This window comes from Vibrio pomeroyi, assembly GCA_041879425.1.
GTDB lineage: Bacteria > Pseudomonadota > Gammaproteobacteria > Enterobacterales > Vibrionaceae > Vibrio > Vibrio pomeroyi_A.
Genome location: CP090854.1, coordinates 1,421,706 through 1,440,991 on the forward strand (window position 1 = coordinate 1,421,706; position 19,286 = coordinate 1,440,991).

At 43.9% G+C, this 19,286-nt stretch carries 15 protein-coding genes; 5 read left to right on the forward strand and 10 right to left on the reverse strand.

Translation table 11 applies throughout. The features are described 5' to 3' along the window. Nucleotides 1-434: 434 nt before the first annotated feature. From L0992_06450 to L0992_06460, 3 genes are all read left to right on the forward strand, one after another. The gene (locus tag L0992_06450; GenBank protein XGB68321.1) at nucleotides 435-1,064 is read left to right on the forward strand and encodes a TetR family transcriptional regulator; all 630 of its coding nucleotides are present in this window, start codon (nucleotides 435-437) and stop codon (nucleotides 1,062-1,064) included. 55 nt (nucleotides 1,065-1,119) lie between these two features. Then, on the forward strand, nucleotides 1,120-3,402 hold the full coding sequence (locus tag L0992_06455; protein XGB68322.1) for an acyl-CoA dehydrogenase: 2,283 nt from the start codon (nucleotides 1,120-1,122) through the stop codon (nucleotides 3,400-3,402). A gap of 210 nt (nucleotides 3,403-3,612) precedes the next feature. Next, nucleotides 3,613-4,815: a trans-2-enoyl-CoA reductase family protein gene (locus L0992_06460; GenBank protein ID XGB68323.1), complete on the forward strand. Its 1,203-nt coding sequence runs from the start codon at nucleotides 3,613-3,615 to the stop codon at nucleotides 4,813-4,815. Nucleotides 4,816-5,098: 283 nt separating this feature from the next. On the opposite strand, the gene L0992_06465 is transcribed toward L0992_06460, so the two are convergent. Continuing rightward, nucleotides 5,099-6,781, reverse strand: a complete 1,683-nt coding sequence (locus L0992_06465; GenBank protein XGB68324.1) for an aspartate:alanine antiporter — start codon at nucleotides 6,779-6,781, stop codon at nucleotides 5,099-5,101. Nucleotides 6,782-7,031: 250 nt separating this feature from the next. After that, nucleotides 7,032-7,295 carry a GrxA family glutaredoxin gene (locus L0992_06470; protein XGB68325.1) on the reverse strand — a complete coding sequence of 88 codons (264 nt, stop codon included), beginning with the start codon at nucleotides 7,293-7,295 and terminating at the stop codon, nucleotides 7,032-7,034. Between the two features lie 553 nt (nucleotides 7,296-7,848). On the opposite strand from L0992_06470, the gene L0992_06475 reads away from it, so the two are divergent. Continuing rightward, on the forward strand, nucleotides 7,849-9,168 hold the full coding sequence (locus tag L0992_06475) for an iron-containing alcohol dehydrogenase (protein ID XGB68326.1): 1,320 nt from the start codon (nucleotides 7,849-7,851) through the stop codon (nucleotides 9,166-9,168). A gap of 131 nt (nucleotides 9,169-9,299) precedes the next feature. Here L0992_06475 and L0992_06480 read toward each other — a convergent pair whose 3' ends face one another. The 5 genes from L0992_06480 to L0992_06500 all read right to left on the reverse strand — a co-directional run bounded on the left by L0992_06480 (nucleotide 9,300) and on the right by L0992_06500 (nucleotide 14,842). Then, nucleotides 9,300-10,154, reverse strand: coding sequence for a MurR/RpiR family transcriptional regulator (locus tag L0992_06480; GenBank protein ID XGB68327.1), 855 nt, complete (start codon nucleotides 10,152-10,154; stop codon nucleotides 9,300-9,302). A 359-nt stretch (nucleotides 10,155-10,513) separates the two neighbouring features. After that, entirely contained in the window at nucleotides 10,514-12,157 is a 1,644-nt protein-coding gene (gene panP / locus L0992_06485; protein ID XGB68328.1) for a putative pyridoxal-dependent aspartate 1-decarboxylase, read from the reverse strand. Between the two features lie 118 nt (nucleotides 12,158-12,275). After that, complete coding sequence (locus L0992_06490) at nucleotides 12,276-12,803, reverse strand: hypothetical protein (protein XGB68329.1); 528 nt, start codon at nucleotides 12,801-12,803, stop codon at nucleotides 12,276-12,278. Nucleotides 12,804-12,977: 174 nt separating this feature from the next. Continuing rightward, complete coding sequence (locus tag L0992_06495; GenBank protein ID XGB68330.1) at nucleotides 12,978-13,883, reverse strand: lysine exporter LysO family protein; 906 nt, start codon at nucleotides 13,881-13,883, stop codon at nucleotides 12,978-12,980. Between the two features lie 38 nt (nucleotides 13,884-13,921). Continuing rightward, nucleotides 13,922-14,842 carry an HDOD domain-containing protein gene (locus L0992_06500; GenBank protein XGB68331.1) on the reverse strand — a complete coding sequence of 307 codons (921 nt, stop codon included), beginning with the start codon at nucleotides 14,840-14,842 and terminating at the stop codon, nucleotides 13,922-13,924. Between the two features lie 357 nt (nucleotides 14,843-15,199). Between L0992_06500 and L0992_06505 the strand changes: the two genes are divergently transcribed. After that, complete coding sequence (locus tag L0992_06505) at nucleotides 15,200-15,781, forward strand: TfoX/Sxy family DNA transformation protein (protein ID XGB68332.1); 582 nt, start codon at nucleotides 15,200-15,202, stop codon at nucleotides 15,779-15,781. Between the two features lie 145 nt (nucleotides 15,782-15,926). Here the strand turns inward: L0992_06505 and L0992_06510 are convergent, their stop codons facing one another. The 3 genes from L0992_06510 to L0992_06520 form a co-directional block, all read right to left on the reverse strand. After that, the gene (locus L0992_06510) at nucleotides 15,927-16,469 is read right to left on the reverse strand and encodes a hypothetical protein (protein ID XGB68333.1); all 543 of its coding nucleotides are present in this window, start codon (nucleotides 16,467-16,469) and stop codon (nucleotides 15,927-15,929) included. A gap of 296 nt (nucleotides 16,470-16,765) precedes the next feature. Continuing rightward, nucleotides 16,766-17,263, reverse strand: a complete 498-nt coding sequence (locus L0992_06515) for a response regulator (GenBank protein ID XGB68334.1) — start codon at nucleotides 17,261-17,263, stop codon at nucleotides 16,766-16,768. After that, a complete protein-coding gene (locus L0992_06520) occupies nucleotides 17,256-19,199 on the reverse strand; it encodes an ATP-binding protein (GenBank protein ID XGB68335.1) in 1,944 nt (647 codons plus the stop codon). The genes L0992_06515 and L0992_06520 overlap by 8 nt, the downstream gene beginning before the upstream one ends. Between the last annotated feature and the right edge of the window lie 87 nt (nucleotides 19,200-19,286).

Below are 19,286 nucleotides of genomic sequence, written 5' to 3' on the forward strand. Positions count from 1 at the left end.
TGTTTTAACTTAACTAACAGCCCTCAATGTTGAGGGCTTTTCTGTGTCTTAAGTTTAGTCATGATTTTGTTGCGTCTGAGGGGGCAGGTTATAGGCAAAAAAAAGCCCAAACCAACGTGGTTTGGGCGGATACAAGTATAGGAGTTAATAAGGAAAATGCAGTAATTAAGAAAGCAGGGAGAAAAACAAGTTTGACGGCCTGTTAAACTTCTAAATACTCTGTTTTCTACATAATTTATGACCCTCCTTTTCAATTTCAGTTCCCAGAAAATTCATTAATTTTTCCTGTTTTTGTAAACACACGTCGATTCAATCGGTTAGTGCAGACTTTTATTAACTGGTACGACCAATTTGTGAAAATGTGATGTTGCTTGCTTGTTAAATAAATGTACTAAGCGTATATTTCAAACAGTTGTTTAATACGAGTGATTGAAATGGCACCAAGAAGTACAACCAAAGACAAAATCTTAGATGTGGCTGAAGGCTTATTTGCTGAGCACGGTTTTAATGACACCTCTTTACGCACTATTACCGGTAAAGCCAATGTCAATCTTGCTTCAGTGAACTACCACTTTGGCGATAAGAAGACTCTGGTTCGTGCCGTATTAAATCGATACTTAGAAGCATTTATGCCTGCACTGCAAGACGCTTTAGTGAACTTAAACTTGAACGAAACGTATTCTATGAGTGACGTGTTTGAGTCTTTAAGACAGCCACTAAGAGCACTTAACGATGTAAGGCCAAATGGTACGAGCCGATTTATGTTACTCATCGGTCGAGGTTATACGGATGTGCAAGGTCACTTGCGTTGGTTCATTACAACTCGCTACAGCGAAGTACTGACTCTGTTTACCACCTCAGTAATGAAAGCCAATCCGAACCTCACTCAAGAACAGTTATTTTGGCGATTGCACTTCACCCTTGGGACTTGTGTTTTCACCATGGCTTCCAGTCAGGCTCTCGTTGAAATTGCAGAGAATGATTGCGGTAAGCGAATAGATGCCAAAGCAGTGGTCGATATTCTTATTCCATACTTGGCCGCTGGCATGTCAGCAGAAGAATAAAACAATAAAAAGCGAAACATTCACAACCAAAATAGTGAACAAAAGGATCTGAACTATGAGCTCTCTAAGACAAAAATGGGTAAGTGACCCAGCTTTTAAACTCTTTAAAAAAGTACTGCCACCCCTATCTAGCACTGAGAAAGAAGCGATGGAAGCGGGTAGTGTTTGGTGGGACGGAGAGCTGTTTTCTGGTAAACCAGATTTCACTAAGCTGCACCAATATCCAAAACCTCAGCTGACAGCAGAAGAGCAATCGTTCATGGATAATGAACTTGAAACGCTGCTTGCTATGCTTGATGACCACCAAATCGTAAAAGAAGATCGAGACCTTCCTGAAGAGGTTTGGAACTTCTTACGTAAGGAACGTTTCTTCTCGCTCATTATTGCGAAAGAGTACGGTGGTCGTGAATTTTCAGCTCACGCAAACTCGACTATCGTAACTAAGATTGCGACTCGCAGTATCAGTACTGCGGTTTCGGTCATGGTTCCAAACTCTCTTGGTCCTGGTGAGCTACTGTCTCACTACGGTACTCAAGATCAAAAAGACTACTGGCTACCTCGTCTTGCTGACGGTACAGATATCCCTTGTTTCGCATTAACAGGCCCTGAAGCGGGTTCTGATGCGGGGGGTATCCCTGATGTCGGCACTGTGTGTATGGGCATGCACGAAGGCAAAGAGACACTAGGCATCAAGCTTAACTGGAATAAGCGTTACATTACGCTAGCACCAGTGGCAACAGTACTTGGTTTGGCTTTCAAACTGCACGATCCAGAGAAACTGCTTGGCGACAAAGAAGACATCGGTATCACTTGTGCGCTAATCCCAGCAGACCACGAAGGTGTTGTGATTGGTGAGCGTCATGATCCACTTGGCCTTGCATTTATGAACGGTCCAACACGCGGTCATGATGTATTCATCCCTATGGAATGGCTAATCGGTGGCGCGGATTACGCAGGTAAAGGCTGGCGTATGCTGGTGGAATGTCTTTCTGCCGGTCGTGGTATTTCACTACCAGCACTAGGTACAGCAATGGGCCACTTAACTGCGAGAACAACTGGCGCATACGCTTACGTTCGTAAGCAGTTCGGTATGTCGATTGGTAAATTCGAAGGTGTTGCTGAGAGCCTAGGCCGTATTGGTGGCTTAACGTATCTATTAGAAGCAACTCGTACACTGACAACTACTTCTCTCGATATGAAAGAGAAGCCGGGTATCGTAACGGCTATCGCGAAGTACCACATGACAGAGATGGCGCGTACGATTCTGAATGATTCAATGGATATCCACTCGGGTCGCGCTATTCAAGATGGCCCAATGAACTACTTGGCAGCGCCTTACCTAGGTATTCCCGTTGCTATCACAGTAGAAGGTGCGAACATCTTAACTCGTAACCTTATGATCTTTGGTCAAGGTGCGACACGTTGTCACCCATATGTGCTAAGCGAAATGGAAGCGGCTGCAAACCCAGACGAGAAGCAAGGTGCGAAGGACTTTGATAACTTGTTGTTCAAGCATATTGGTCACGCGACTAAGAACACGTTTGGCGCGTTCGGTGCGGCATTAACAGGCTCTAAGTTCATTAAAGCGGACATGAGCGGTCCAACGAAGCCTTACTACCAAGACCTGACTCGCTTGAGCCGTGCGCTTGCGGTAAGTGCGGATTTCGCAATGCTTACTCTAGGTGGCGAACTGAAACGTAAAGAGCTTATCTCTGCACGTCTAGGTGATGGTCTAAGTTACCTGTACATGGCGTCTGCAGCGCTTAAGAAGTATGAAGACGAAGGTCGCCAACAAGCTGACCTAGACTACGTACACTACGCGGTTCAACACTGTTTCCATAACGCGGCTAAATCGCTACAAGAAGCGTACAGAAACTTCCCGAACAAGATGGTTGGGAAAGGACTTAAAGGTCTCGTTTTCCCGGTAGGTAACCACTTCGAAAAACCAAGTGATAACCTAACGGTACAACTGGCTGAAAGCTTGATGACTCCGGGTGCACACCGTGAACGTCTGACTCATCTTTGCTACATCGGCAAAGAAGAAGAGGATAGCGTTGGTCTGATGGAGAATGCGTTCAATGCGATGTACAGCATTAAGCCTCTTGAGCGTAAGATCTTCAAAGCAGTGAAAGAGGGTAAAGTGGCTCGTAAAGGTCTATTGCAAGATAAACTTGCTCAAGCACTGGCGGCAGACGTTCTTACTCAAGACGAAGTTGACCAAATCATTGCAGCAGACAAACTTCGCTACGCAGCGATTCAAGTTGACCACTTCAGTCATGACTATAGTGAAACTTTGACGCGAAAAGAGTTAAAACCTAAGCTAAATAGCGTTGCTTAGATAAAGAAATGACAAAAGGCACCTAATAAGGTGCCTTTTTTTGTTTTTGTCGTAGAAGTCGCAATAGACGCGTTAACAAATGGTGACTTAGTCAGCAAATATTCACTGAGTGCTCCAACCACTTGCATTTTCACCACATTTTTACAGAAATTAGATGCCATTTGCGTACGAAACTTTTATCCTTAACCTGATTTTTTAAGGAAGTTGAATATGATCATCAAACCTCGAATTCGCGGATTCATCTGTACTACAACACATCCAGTCGGTTGTGAAGCTAATGTAAAAGAACAAATTGCTTACACAAAAGCTCAAGGCCCAATCGCAAACGCACCTAAACGTGTACTAGTTGTTGGCTCTTCAAGTGGCTACGGCTTGTCTTCACGTATTGCGGCTGCATTTGGTGGCGGCGCTTCAACTATCGGTGTTTTCTTCGAGAAAGCCGGTACTGAGAAAAAGCCGGGCACAGCTGGTTTCTACAACTCAGCAGCGTTCGACAAGCTAGCTAAAGAAGAAGGCCTGTATTCAAAAAGCCTTAACGGCGATGCTTTCTCTAATGAAGCGAAACAGAAAACAATTGATCTGATCAAAGAAGATCTAGGTCAAATCGATATGGTTGTGTACTCACTGGCGTCTCCAGTGCGTAAAATGCCAGAGACTGGCGAAGTGATTCGTTCAGCTCTAAAACCTATCGGCGAAACGTACACATCAACAGCGGTTGATACCAACAAAGACACTATCATCGAAGCAAGTGTTGAGCCTGCATCTGAAGAAGAAATCAAAGACACTGTTACAGTAATGGGCGGCGAAGATTGGGAACTTTGGATCAACGCGCTTTCTGAAGCGGGTGTTCTAGCTGACGGTTGTAAAACTGTTGCTTACAGCTACATCGGTACTGAACTAACGTGGCCAATCTACTGGGATGGCGCGCTAGGTAAAGCTAAGATGGATCTAGACCGTGCAGCATCAGCGCTGAACGAGAAACTAAGCCAAACTGGTGGTACTGCAAACGTTGCTGTTCTTAAGTCTGTTGTGACTCAAGCAAGTTCTGCAATCCCTGTTATGCCTCTTTACATCGCTATGGTGTTCAAGAAGATGCGTGAAGAAGGTATTCACGAAGGTTGTATGGAACAGATTTTCCGTATGTTCAGCCAACGTCTATACAAAGAAGACGGCAGCGCTCCAGAAGTAGATGAAGTGAACCGTCTACGTCTAGATGATCTTGAGCTTCGCGAAGACATCCAAGATCACTGTCGTAACCTATGGCCTCAAATCACAACTGAGAACCTAAAAGAACTGACTGACTACGTTGAGTACAAAGAAGAGTTCTTGAAGCTATTCGGTTTCGGTGTTGAAGGTGTTGATTACGAAGCTGACGTTAACCCAGCTGTTGAATTTGATGTTGCTGATATCTAATTCAAACTATCGAATCTAAACGAATAGGCGCTCATTGAGCGCCTATTTTTTTGTCTGCTATTTGAGTAAAGAGATTAAGAGCAGATACGGGATACGAGTGGCGAGATACGAAAAGATTTAAGAGCGGATACGAGTGACGAGATTCGAGATACGAAGAGAGTTAAGAGCAAGGGCGGGACAGAGGCTTGAGCTGTTTAAAAACAGGCTATAAAAAATGCACTAACCCAAAGTGAATTAGTGCATTCGAAATATTTAAGTTTGGCTGCTTTTAAAGCAACAGACGCTAGCTAATGATGATGATGAAGGTACCTGCTAAGGTCATCAATATATTGGCTATCGCATAAGTACCCGCGTAACCCAGAGCTGGAATCGTTGAGCGAGCGTGGTCGTTTACGATGTCCATTGCTGGAGCACAGGTTCGAGCACCAATGATCGCACCAAACAGCAGCGCTCGGTTCATCTTCAACACATAAGCACCAACCAAGTAAGCAAAGAATACTGGCAGCACACTCACCACCAGAGCAATACCAATGACCTGCGGCCCAACTTGGGTTAAGTGCTCAAATATCTTACCACCGGCGCTTAAGCCGATACCGACCATAAAGAACATTAAACCGAGGTCTTTGACCATGTTCAACGCCCCCTGAGGTACGTAACCGAAAGTAGGGTGGTTTGCTCGTAAGAAGCCCAGCATGATGCCTGATAGAAGAAGGCCAACCGCGTTGCCTAGTCCAAACGACACCTGACCGAATGTCATGGTGATCAAACCAAACAAAATACCCAGAATGAAGAAGCTACAGAAGGCCATCAAATCCGCCATTTGGCTATGGATCGAGATGAAACCAATTTTCTCAGCTAGGCCGTGGACACGGCTCTTTTCGCCACTCACCTGCAGTACATCACCCTTTGAAAGCACGATGTTTAAGTCCATCGGCATTTCAATCTGAGCACGTACTACGCGGTTCAGGAAACAACCGTATTCAGACAGGTTTAAGTCTGATAGGCGCTTACCTGCGATGCTGTCACTTTTAACGACGATCTCTTCTTCCACGATACGTAGATCGAGAAGGTTACGGTCGAAAACCTCTTTACCGTTACGGAAGCTCGGGTCAAGACGTGCGTGGCTGTCAGGGAAACCTACCAATGCGATTTCGTCACCTTCTTGCAGAATTGCATCACCATCTGGGTGGGCAAGAATGCCATTACGACGAATACGCTCGATGTAACAACCCGTTTGGCGATAGATACCTAGTTCACGCAGGTTCTTACCGTCAGTCCAAGAGATAAGCTCTGGTCCCACACGGTAAGCACGAATGATAGGAAGGTAAACCTTACGCTGACCAGAAGCACCTAAACCACGTTCTTGAGCTATCTGCTCTGCCGAGTCGTGTAGGTTTACTTTCTGTAGTTTTGGAATCAGGCGGGCAAACATGATCATGCTGATTAAGCCAACTAAGTAAGCCATCGCGTAACCGACTGAAAGGTTTTCAATAATCAGGCTCAAGTCCATGTTTCTTGGCACTTCAGCAAGCCCAGAATTAAGAGCATCTTGCGCACCTACCAAGATAGGTGTTGCGGTAAGCGCACCCGCCATCATGCCGGCGGATAAGCCGAAACCTAGGCCAAGGTAATGACTGCTGAAATAGGTCAAGGCAATCGCGGTAGAAAGTACCACAAGGCTTAGAATGAGGTAGTGCTTACCGTCTCTGAAAAAGATACCGAAGAAGTTTGGACCCGCTTCAATGCCAACACAGTAGATAAACAGCATGAAGCCAATGGTGAGTGCATCTGCGTTAAAAGAAAAGCCAAGATGTCCCATAACGAGGGAAGTAATCAGAACACCGATTGAATTGCCGAGTTGGAGACTACCGAAACGAATTTTACCAATGGCTAATCCAATCGATAAAACAACAAAGATGAGGAGAATGGGGTTTTGTTCTAACAGAAAAACAACGTCGATATTCACAGTGGTCGCTCAATAATTGGCGTGAAACACAGGGTAAGTTTGAGAGGTGAATTGTATCTAAATATAAATAAATTATAAGCGATATTTTGCTATTTTACTTGATTTTGACCTTATTCTTATTCCGTACGAAAACTGGTCATAAAAAAAGCCCGCTACAGTGAGCGGGCTTCATATAAATCGTACAGTCTAACGCTAAAACTGGTCGGCTGTTTAAGGCTATAGCCTTAGATCTCTTAAGAGAAATCTTAGCTTAGTCGAAAAGACCTAGGTTTTCTTTTGCGTATGCTTCAAATTCTGTGCAGCCGCCAATGTGGTCTTGATCGATGAAGATTTGTGGAACAGTGTCTACTGGCTTACCCACTGTCTTCTCTAGGTCAGCTTTGCTGATGCCTTCAGCGTGAATGTCAACGTAACGGTAGTTGAAGTCATCACGTTTAGCTTTAAGAGTTTCAGCATGCTCTTTTGCACGAACACAGAATGGGCAAGCAGGGCGACCAAAAATAACTACAAACATTTAATTTCTCCTAAATACGGGATGAGGCTCGTTAACTCATTTATGTTAACTATTCTTTTATGAATGCCACTCAAAATTTCTTAAAACCAACTATGCCTCAATGCCATGGGGAAATAAAGATGGAATTGCCTCTTAATACAATAGGTTTTGCCTATCAGAGCAAATAATGGTCACAAAAAGGATCCGTGATGATTTCTGACGGGTATCTAGGTTAAGTACCCATAATTTAAGAGTGTGAATTACCCCTAAGAATAGGACTTTAATCCATCTTTAATGCGACAAGTTGCACCTCGTCAAAAAACGTACTCATAGAACGAGGCATCTTAACACTGATGCGCGGGAAAGAAGCGAAATTGAAAAGAGGCGGCATGGCGTAAATGTACGGACCGCCACCATGTTTTGTATTCTTTATTAGCCATATGTCGTTTTCAGCATCCTCTTACCCTCGCTACTAAATCTGCCAGTTTAAAAGGCAAGAAAAACGAGCTATAAAGCCCACATTCCAAAAACCAAGAGTTCGCAGTTTTGTTTGGTCATAGGCGCAGGAGGCACCATGTTTCAATTTATGACATCTACAAAGATCATCTTTGGTGATGGAGCACTTTCCGCTTCATTGTCTCTCTTTAACCAATACGGCTACAGCGTGCTATTGGTGACTGGCAATACATTAGAACGCACGTCAATTGTCACTGATTACCTAGATGCTCAGGGGATGCGCTATCAACACATCGCGGTCTCGGGCGAACCCAATATCAAAATGGTCGAAGAAGCGGCGATATCTGCCAGAAGGTTCAAGCCTGATATGGTTGTTTCTATGGGAGGAGGCAGTGCGATCGATATGGGGAAAGCGTTAGCCGCTGTTTTACCTAACCAAGGCAATTTATACGATTATGTCGAAGTCGTCGGACGTAATGTTCCTCTTAAAACCAAACCGCTTCCATTCATCGCTATTCCTACTACGGCCAGCACCGGTGCCGAGGTGACTAAAAATGCGGTGCTTAAATCAGGGCAAGACCAAGTTAAGATCAGCCTTAGAAGTCCAGATATGTTGGCTGACGTTGCGATTGTCGATCCGACCTTAACTCATGGCACCAATCTATATTTGTCAGGGCGCGGTGCGATGGATGCCTTCACTCATCTGATGGAGGCTTATGTTTGCGGCGAACCGAACCCGCTCACTGATATGATCTGTGAAGAGGGGCTGCGTAAGTTGAGTGGCTCTGTAGTTCAAGCGTGCGTTTATGATGAACCTCAAGCTCGTTCTGACTTGGCTTTCGCATCTATGCTGGGCGGGATGGCGATAACCAATGCCAAGCTTGGAGCAGCACATGGTTTAGCCTCTGCATTGGGTGGCAAGATCTCAGCACCACACAGTGTGATTACCGCGCGTTTAGCTCCGTTCGTGATGCTGGAAAACATTACCGTTGCCAGAGAGCAGAAACGAGCCGACATCTTAGTGCGCTACCAACGGATTGCTCAGATAGTGACAAACAGTTCTGAGGCTAAAGAAGAAGAGGCGATAACTTGGCTCTCTGAGGTGTTGGATACGTTAAAGCTTCCAAGCTTACTGGAGTTTGGTGTCTGTGAAGCTCAGTTCGATGAAGTGTCTACCGATGCGCTCAAATCTGTTGCGATAAAAGGAAATCCTTTACCGTTGAATCAGGAGCGGTTAATGCATATCTTGCAGCAGGTTTGTGAGAAATGCAGTTGTGAAGGGGAACATCACGAAGCCGCTTCAAGAAAACAGCCAGCTCAAACTATTCAAGAATCTAAAGCTAATCAAGAACCTGCAACGGAGTCGAGCTTTACCATTATCAATTCTTATGCGTCCGAGAACAGTGTGGTGGAGAAGGGTAACAGCTGGACTATTTAACGGTCTTTGAGCTGTTCGCTGCATAAAGCATTTAAAACAGACAGACAAACAAAAACGGAGCACTAGGCTCCGTTTTTTAATAGCTAACTTTTGGTTCGTATCCAATAGGCACTTTGTTCGTACCTAGAAGGTTAGAACTGAGAGTATTTCTCGTAACGTGAATCACGAAGAGACTCTTTAACACGCTTCAGGTTCTCTCTGAAACCAGAACCGCGACGCAGTGTAAAGCCTGTCGCTAGCACATCAATAACCGTCATTTGAACAACGCGGCTTGCCATTGGCATATAAACGTCTGTGTCTTCCGGTACATCCAATGAGATAGAAAGCGAGCTTGCTTTATCTAGTGGAGAGTCTTTTGCTGTGATAGCGATAACCGTTGCGCCGTTTTCGCGCGCTAGGTTTGCAATCTCAACTTGGCTCTTAGTGCGACCAGTATGAGAGATAAGAACGATAACGTCGTTATCACTGCAGTTAATGCAGCTCATTCGTTGCATCACGATGTCTTCGAAACAAGTGATTGGGATATTAAAACGAATAAACTTGTTTTGAGCGTCTTTTGCTACGGCAGAAGAGGCACCCAGTCCGAAGAAAGAAATGCGTTTTGCTTGAGTTAGCAAGTCAACCGCACGGTTCACTTGCATTGCATCTAGACTGTTTTTAGCAACGTCTAGACATGCCATAGTCGATTCGAAAATCTTATGCGTATAAGCATCTGGACCATCATCTTCTTCAACATTACGGTTCACGTAAGGTGTACCGTTCGCCAAGCTTTGAGCTAGGTGAAGTTTGAAGTCAGGGAAGCCCTTTGTGTCTAAACGACGACAGAAGCGGTTAACTGTAGGCTCACTTACGTCAGCCATCTTAGCTAAGGTAGCAATGCTAGAATGGATTGCAGTTTGAGGGGAAGCCATGATTACTTCGGCTACCTTACGCTCAGACTTGCTGAAATTTTCCAGGTTTTTTTGTATTTTTTCTAATGTATTCATAGTGTTCACAAGGGTATAGAGAACAACTTGCCAGTTAATATCTTTTACCAGGGGGTATGGCTGAAACAAATATCAATAATCACAAAACCAAACTTAAATTCAGTATCGTAAATACTGCTGCTTCAAATAGATATCAAGCTAACTAGCACCATAGAGTCAGTATAAACCCAACATACTATTTACTAATACAAAAACACGGCATGAATGCTTAAGAATATGACAAACCTCAACAAAATTTTAGAAAAGTACAGAATTGGAAGAGGGTTTGGGCAAAAAGAATGCAAATTGAGTATGAACTGACAGCTTAGTTACATCAAAAAGAAAGAAATTTTCAATTTGATGCAACTAAAATTGAATGGCTATGCGTTAATTTGCGTAACCAACTTGGTGATTTTACCCATCAAGTTAGGCGCTAATTTAGAGATTTCGCGTTGTTCTTCAAGCACTGAAGAAAGAATCTCATTACCTGTTAGTGGATTAGCTAACACGACGCGGAAAACAATGATTGGCTGGTGTGCCCAAGCTTCCGGGTTTAAGCGTGTTCGTGACACAAAAGACTTGCCGGTTTCACGCTGCTTCTTCTGAATAAACTTAGTCAGTTCGTTAAGTAACTCGTTCAGCTGTATGCGTTGTTCAGGCTCGGCTTTAAGTAGCGCAGCTTTAACTGATTCAGGAACATAGCGGTAAGTCAGCAGGCAAAGCTCTGGCTCTGATACCAACTCAAAATCGCTTTGTTCTTTAATCAAATCGGCGAAGTAACGTGCCTTGTTGATGCTTTGGTCGATCAGCAGCTCATAACCTGGGCGGCTGATGATGTGCATAGCTGCATAAACCAACATCGCCATGCCTGAACGTGAGCCTTCTAATGTATGGCTGCCTAAGTCTTTAGAACCTTTACGCAGGATGTATTGAGCGTGATGTTCAATCGCTGTCATCGCATCTGGCTTCTTAAACAGAACCATGCCTGCGCCCATAGGGATGTAAAGCTGTTTATGCGCATCGATGGTGACGGAGTCAGCCAATTCGATACCATCAAGCAGGTGACGATGATTGTTAGACATCAAGGTCGCACCGCCCCAAGCCGCATCCACATGAAAGTGACAATCTGATTCAGCACACACCTCTGCAATATCTTTTAGTGGGTCGATATTGCCAGTTTCGGTTGTACCAGCCACACCGATCACGGCGAAAGGCTTAATCTTGTTCTGCTTTAGTTGTTCTATCTTGAGTCTTAGGTCGTCAGTGCAAATGCGGTTGTCGTTATTCGTTTTAACCGATACCAAACCTTCTTGACCAATGCCAAGCACATCAGCGGCTTTCTTAAGAGAGTAGTGACCACGTTCAGAAACTAAGATGGCAAGGCCTTCATAGTCGTAGTGTTTCATGGCTTTGAATAAGCCTTCTTTTTCGACACCTTTGAACGAACCTTGTGCTTTCAGTGCATTGTTGCGTGCAACCCAAAGCGCCGTAATGTTCGCAATGGTACCGCCAGAACAAAACGCACCCAAAGAGTGGTTTGCACTGTGCATCCAACGAGAATAGAACTGGTCGTCATCTTGATAGATCAAGCGATGTAGCATGCCCAGAACTTGGCGTTCTAGGGGAGTGAAAGCTTTGGAGGTCTCAATTTTCACTAGGTTCTGATTGAGCGCAATCATGATTTTAGAAAGCGGCATCAGGAAGTACGGCAATGCAGACGTCATGTGACCAATAAAGCTTGGCGAAGACGTATGTACCGAATGAGACACGAGCGAATCGAGGAGATGCTCAGTATGTTCAGAAACAAACTCAGGCTGCTCTGGGATATGAGCATTTGAAAAATCTTTCTCAATTTCACGCAGCGGCTTTTCTTCAGCCACAATATGTTCACGTAAGAATTGATTCAGGTTTCGTGAAAGTTTGTCTTCAATTTGAGTGAGTGTTGAATCTGGGCCTTCCGGTACCGTGAAGATACGTAGAAGACTGTCGAAGCTAACATCTGCTGTTTTTTGTTCCGTAACCATAGCAAGCGAGTTATTTTTCTAATATTGACGCGAGCGGGACAATCTAAACGAAAACGGGAACAATGTCCCGTCTTAATTATGAAATCCAACTTCTCAAAAAAGCATATTAAATGAGTGGTTATTTACACTTAATCGCTTCAAGTTTAGCAATCGACTGGTTGTAGCGTTGAAGCGCTGTGTCGATTTGCTTAGGGTGGCTAAGCAGTTCTGCAAACGCTGAACGTAGCTCGTAGTTTTGAGCATGAGGCTTTGACTGACGGTCGTCGAACGTGGTTTTTGCTACTTTGCCTAGTTCGTCATCGCGCTGTGAAAGCGTCTTAATGTCGTGTTGCTCCAACTGTAGCCAACCTTCAACTGGTTGCTCTGTAGCCACTTTGCTTGAGTCGTTGACTAAGTAGTAGTGAACGGCTGCACGATTTAGCTCAAAGTGGTGCTTACGACCTTCTAGGAACCACTCACTTACTTCTGTTAGCTCTGGGTACTGCTCAGAAGTTAATGCAGCAAGGTCAGTATACCAACCTAAAGAAGCGTCGATGTACGCATCATATTTTTTTGCTTGGCACTGGTTTGTCTCAGACATTGAATCTGCTGCAAAAGAGAAAGTAGAAGTTGTAGCTAGCAGTAATGCGACGCAAAGGCGTTTCATAGTGGTTCCTTTTGTAAGTTTATTCTTTTTATAACTTTGTCGTTACAGGTTACCGTGATCGTTATTTGTTGAGCAATGACACTTAGTGTCTTTTTATTTCGGTAACTGTATCGGTGTCTTGGGCATTGGTATTCGAGATGCATTCTAATCTAAAACAAACGCTATTCCTGCGATCTAGTTAGCAAGAGATACAAAGAACAACATCAAAATAGGCACAAGCAGACTCAATATAAAGCCACTGACAATCGCGATAGGGACACATCGAACGCCACCTGTTGTTTGAATCACTGGTAAGGTGAAGTCCATTGCTGTCGCGCCTGCATAGCCAATAGAGGTGCATGGGTAACTGCGGATAAGTACTGGGATTAGCACTAATGCTACTAATTCTCTCAACAGTTCAAGCATGAATGAAGCTCCACCATAAACAGGGCCGAACGCGTCACCCATTAAGATACCGGCAAGAGAATACCAGCCAAATCCAGAAGACATGGCTAAAGCTTTGAACAGTGGGATATCAAGCAGGTAAGCCGCGATAACGCCGCCTAACATTGAAGTAATGATGATTGTTACCGCGATGACCATGCCGTGTTTATTGAGCAAGATCTGTCGAAGTGTTAAGCCACTATTACGCAGTTGAATGCCAATAAAGAACAGCAGCACAAACAGAATCCATTCACTTGCTGTATCTACCCAGTCAAGGCTGATAGGCAGCACTAAACCAGCAACAAGACCAGAACCCACGACTAAAATCAGCTTGGCCGATTCCATCGCCATCGAAGAGAGGGGAAGCTTCTTCTTACTGCTGTCCGTTTTGAGTGGCAGTAACTTATCAATCGCGGGAAGCGCCATTAGGTTACAGACGCTTAAGCAGACAAAGAAAGTGACGGTATAAAGAAGTATTGTCTGCAGGTTACTGCCGAGGTTATCGAGCGCCGCCAAGCTTAGGCCCATTAAGGCTAGAATCACGTAGATTAAGCGCGATGTTGAGCGGTTGATAAATTCGAGCGTTTGAGCGTTTGAAATAGAAAACAGATACCCCACGACCAGTGGAGCAAATATAAAGATCATCCCTGTAAACATGCTTTCCCCATTGCATTTACTTCATATATAACGGTGACTTAGAAGCCGCTAGCGTTGATAACGTCGTTTAGCTTTGCATTAAAATCATGTTTACTCAAGTTGCTTAACTTATAAAGCACTTCTGCACCCGTCACGTTCAGTTCAACTTCGTGATCATCAATGTTCTCGTCCTTGTTTCTGAACATCAGTAGGTGGTTAGCGATTCGTGCAATATCTAAGTAAGACACTTCACGCTCTTCTTGCTTGTTGATGGTGTTACTGCACACATCAATGAAGTCGCTGTCGAAGCCCCAGCGATCTAGTACCAGCTTACTGGTTGCAGAACATTGGCCTTGGAAGATTTGCAGGGCAATGTCGTGATCTAGGTAATTGCCGTTTTCAAGATAGAGATGGTATTCGCTAACCAAACAGAACAAGCCGATGTCAGCGAGTAGTCCTACAAGCAATGACTTTTCATGTTCAAGGTAGCGGTATTCAATAGGGGAGAGCTCTTTAAAGCCGTTGGTCACCAAGACCATAGTGGCGCCCAGCTCTTTGGATACAGAAGCACTCTGAACCAACAGTTGATTACACTCTTTGCTCAGATTAACGGAATGCTTGAGTTGCTCAATCGCTTGAGCTGTAACGATATCACGTACTCGTAATATGCCAAGACGCGATACCGCCGTCATAATATCGACACACGTAATGTTGCGTCGGTTAAAGACCACGGAATTCGCAACACGAATCACGATAGCCGTTAGGCCTGGGTCTTCGAGTAAGCACTCGGCAACTTCGGCAATCCCTGTGGATTCAAGGGGACATAGCTTTTGAATTTTCAGTACAACGTTGGGGATAGGAGGAAGTGTTATTTTTCCCGCTGAGATAGAATGTCCAACCAGTTGGGCAAACTCTGATTCTAGACCCTTTAAGAGAAGAGCCTTATTTTGTGGTAGCCAGAAAAACGATAAATGATTCATATAAAAAGTAAAAACATGTATGTCCTGCCATTTTACAAGCCGCGATGCTGCGAGGCAATACTCATCGGACAACATAAGCTTTAATAATTTGAACCGGTGTATCACCAAGCGTCAAAATTCAATCATAGTTTGATACTTTACTGTGATGTCAATCATGAAAAACCGGAATACACAATTGATTGATGTGAGCTAAGTCCAGACTTATTTTTCTTTTCGAAGTATCATTTATTTAAAGGTGAAAAACGCAATCATAATATTCACCTAAAGAATAAAAAATAGATTTAAAATTTTTCGCATAAAAAGCTGCTTGTCTGGTGATCAACCTAATCGGGGTAATTTGATTAAGGATCAACGGATATGACCGAGACAGCATTTATTAATTACGTGAATCAATTTGGTGAGCATCAAAAACGTTCTATGTTCGGAGGTATTGGCCTCTTTCAAAATGACGCTATGTTCGCTTTATTGAGTGAAGGTTGTTTATTCATTAGAGGTGGAAAGTCATTAGATAAAAAACTGACCGATCTTGATTGTGAAAAGTATCGTCATGTGAAAAAACAGACAACAGCAACCGTAAATTACTACGATATTACTGACCTGTTTACATGCGAACATCCTGAATTGGATAGCATTATTCGTACTTCAATCGATAATTCAATTCAGCAACGCAGCTTCAAGAAATCATCAGCAAGCCGTAGGTTAAGAGATCTGCCAAACATGCAGCTTACACTAGAGCGCATGGTTAAGAAGGCTGGTGTGGATGATGTATCAATGTTTATGCAGTTGGGCGCGCCTGAAGTGTTTAATAAGGTTCGCAAAGCGTACGGAAATGATGTTGACCTAAAACTACTTTGGAAATTTGCGGGCGCAATTGATGGTATTCACTGGAAACTATTACAAGAGCCACGCAAGCAGCAATTATTAAAGAGCTGCCACTAAAGAAGTCTTCCTTATATGCTTAAGATTACTGTTAATAAATAAAAACCGAGGAATGTCCTCGGTTTTTTGTTTCTGTCTTAGTCGCATTTCTCAAAAGATTAAGTATGAAAAGACTAAGTGCTTATTGGAGCTGTCTCGTTAAGTCTTAGAACTTGAAACGAGTAGTGAACATTAGTTGGTCACCGTAGAAGTCGTTGATACGAGCTTCAGCACCGATAGAGAATAGCTCTGTAGAGTGGAAACGTGCGTAAACAGAACCTGTCCAATCATCGTTATCATCGATAGAAACGTAACCACCTTTACCACCAACTTCTAGTTGTGGACCAAGCCATTGGCGAACACCAACGTTGATTTCCATACCGATATCAGTAGAGCTTGAGTTTTCAGGCTGAACGATGCGCGCTAGCATTTCACCTGTTAGATCAGCCCAGTTGTTGATTGGGGCGTGGAAACCAAGACCTACAGCAGAGTCGTAATCGCCTTCAAATTCTGAATCGATACGCGCTACAGCGTGAGCATTCGGGTGGATTGACTTACTGAACGCACCACCAAATGTAACTGGGCTAGCACCGATACGTGCTTCGAAGTAATCGTAGCTGAAGTTGCTCATTACTTGTGGTTGTTCATCGACAGCTAGCGCTTGACTAGAAGCCAATAGCATAGCGGTAGTAAGTAGTATTTTGCGCATAACGACCGTAAACCTTTATTAGTGTTAATTCCTTTGGTTTGAGAAAAATCAGGCAAACCATAAACATTTAGACAGTTTAATCTAACTCACGGAAAAGTAATCCATTAAAATGTAAATCCTTACTCATTTAGTTAAAAAACAAGCAAATTAAGGATCAGTCTGTAACGGAGATCTCATGTTTTACGTCGAATAAGAAAATAGACGAGCGAATTATCCAAAATTTATATGTATCTGATCGATTCTTATATCGGATAACGCTTTTCTCATTGCCTTTTAAACGCTACTCATCGTTAGCGCTATTCACCAAAGCTTGTTCGCTTGTCTGCCATCGAAGTAAGGATGCGTTCGGTGTCTAAAATGGCCGTCCAGTTAAGTAGTTGTTTGTCGTTGGCAATAACATAGTCAGTCAGCTGCTGAGTGATGGTGTCTCTGAGTTGATCGCCTTGCCAAGGTTTGGAGATATAAAAGTCGAGAGCCGCGTTGTTAATGGCGGTGACTGTATCTTCCAAACCAGCTTGCCCTGTGAGCAACAGCTTGCGTGTTGGCTTAGTCGACTCTTGCTGATTCAGTTTGATAAGAAAATCGATGCCGGTTTTTTCTGGCATGATGTGGTCACACAAGATCAAAGCGAGCTTGATACCATCTTGTCCCATTTCTTTAATGACTTGATTGGCTTCATCGACCGATTCAGCTCCTTCAACGATAAAGTTTTCTTCAAATACTGCTAAATCTTGAAGCACACTGTTGAGAACTTCAGGTTCATCATCGACACATAAAATTAGGTACTTATTCATGAGGTGCTCCTTCTTGTTTGAATGGAAGCCATACTTGCATGTGTGTATGGCTGCCTACCTCAGACTCCACCAAAATAAACCCTTGATGAGCCGAAACGATTTGTTGAGAAATGGACAACCCAATCCCTAAACCAAAGTTGCCTTCTTTTTTGGTGGTGAAGTTTGGGTTGAAAATAGTGTTGATGTCCTCTTTGGCGATACCATGGCCGGTGTCCGATATTTGCACCACCAGAAAAGTGTCATCACCTTTAGTTTCTTGAGATGTAGTGATAGAGACTTTGCCTCGCACCGAAAGAGCATCAAGTGCATTAGAGAGAAGGTTGGTCCACACTTGTTGCAGTGAGAGCGACTGGCACAATAAGGGCGGTAAGTCAGTGTCGTAATGCTTTTCGAGTTGGTGGTGCTTCAGTCTGTTTTCAAAGATCACTAAGGTATCTTCGAGCCCTTCATGAATATCCGCGTAGTGACGCACTTCTTCATCTTCTCGGGCATAACTTTTCAGGCTTTTGACCATATCGGCAATACGTTTACTGCACACTTTGATTGAGCGGATAGAGTTCCCCACATAGTGGTAATGCTCTAAGTCGTTGAGTAGCTCCTTGCCTGCGACAGGGGAGTCTTTTAAGGTATCTAAGACCGCAGCGTCTTGGCTTAAGTTGAGCCTCACTGCTTTTTTGGCCAGAGCACGATCATCAATGGTCGATGTAAGGTGTTTTACCAGTTGCCTCTCTTGTGCCGTGGATAGTGGTTTCGCAAGTTTTGAATGCGCTAACACGTCTGTCCCTTTGTTTGATTCAGGGAGTGACGAGTTCTTAAGTATCTGGTCTAGGTGTTCTGATAGTGTTTCAATGCTTCGCAATATAGCTGCAATCGGATTATTCAGTTCGTGAGCAACGCCTGCTACCAGTTGACCCAACATCGCCATCTTTTCTTTTTCGATCAATTGCTGGTGGGCAGATTCCAGTGACTCGAGTGTTTGTTGCAGCTTGATTTTATTGGTGATGCTTCGCTGTAATCGTCGATTGAAGTGACGCAGCAATAGATTAGTAAATAGAGGTAGTAGGGTATTGTTGGAATGCATTACCTGGGCAAAGCTGTCTTTATCAAGCTTGATCACTCGCGTTTGGGTGAAGGTGATTCCAGTAGAGAACGAAGGTTCACCTGTCACAAATGACATGCCGCCAACAATGTTCCCTTTAGAGTGGCGGACTACCTCTCTCTGTTGTCCCAATTCATCCTTTTTATAGAGAGCCACTTCGCCTTCGATGATTAACCATAGGAAGCGATTGTCTTCACCTTCAACCGTTAATAAGTGTTCTGGTGAGTAATCACGAATTGCTTTGGACTTGTCATCTTTAGAGAAAACCTCCTGCAATGCACTGACGACACGCTCGGCAAGGGCATTATCAGAAAGCTGGTGGTAGTCATGGATGAATCCAGATTGAAACGATTGAATCTTTTGTTCGATGTGTGCTCTGAGTAAACGCTGCTGGTCGAGTGCGTCGCTGTAAGACAACAGGTTTTCAGAGTCATATTGAATCACAAAAGATGTCAGCTCTTTTTGTGCTGACTTGAAGAGCACCTGATCTTGAACCGGTTTGGTTAAGCAGTGGTTGAGTCTACCTTCGTTTACCGCGATCAGGATCGATTGAATGTCTGACGAGGCGCTGACTAAGATGGTTCTAGCAGTATTACTATGAGGAAGCTGTTCAAGTTCAATCAGAAACTGCACGCCATTAAACTCAGAATGATGATGACTGATCACCAAGGCAACGGTTTGGTTGTGATCATGGATATCTTCTAATGCGTGATGTGCGTCTTCTATGTTCTCGGCAGTATAAATATCGAATACAGAAGCCAACGGAGCCAGCTCCGAACGTATTCTTTCAATGCTAACCGGATTATTGTCCAAACAGATAACAGCGTATTGATTCACAGCTCAACCTTAATAGTAGCGACGCTTCTAGCCTAGCAAGAACCGCCAAATAAGGATGAGAGCTAGCCGTTAATTTATTGAGGCAAT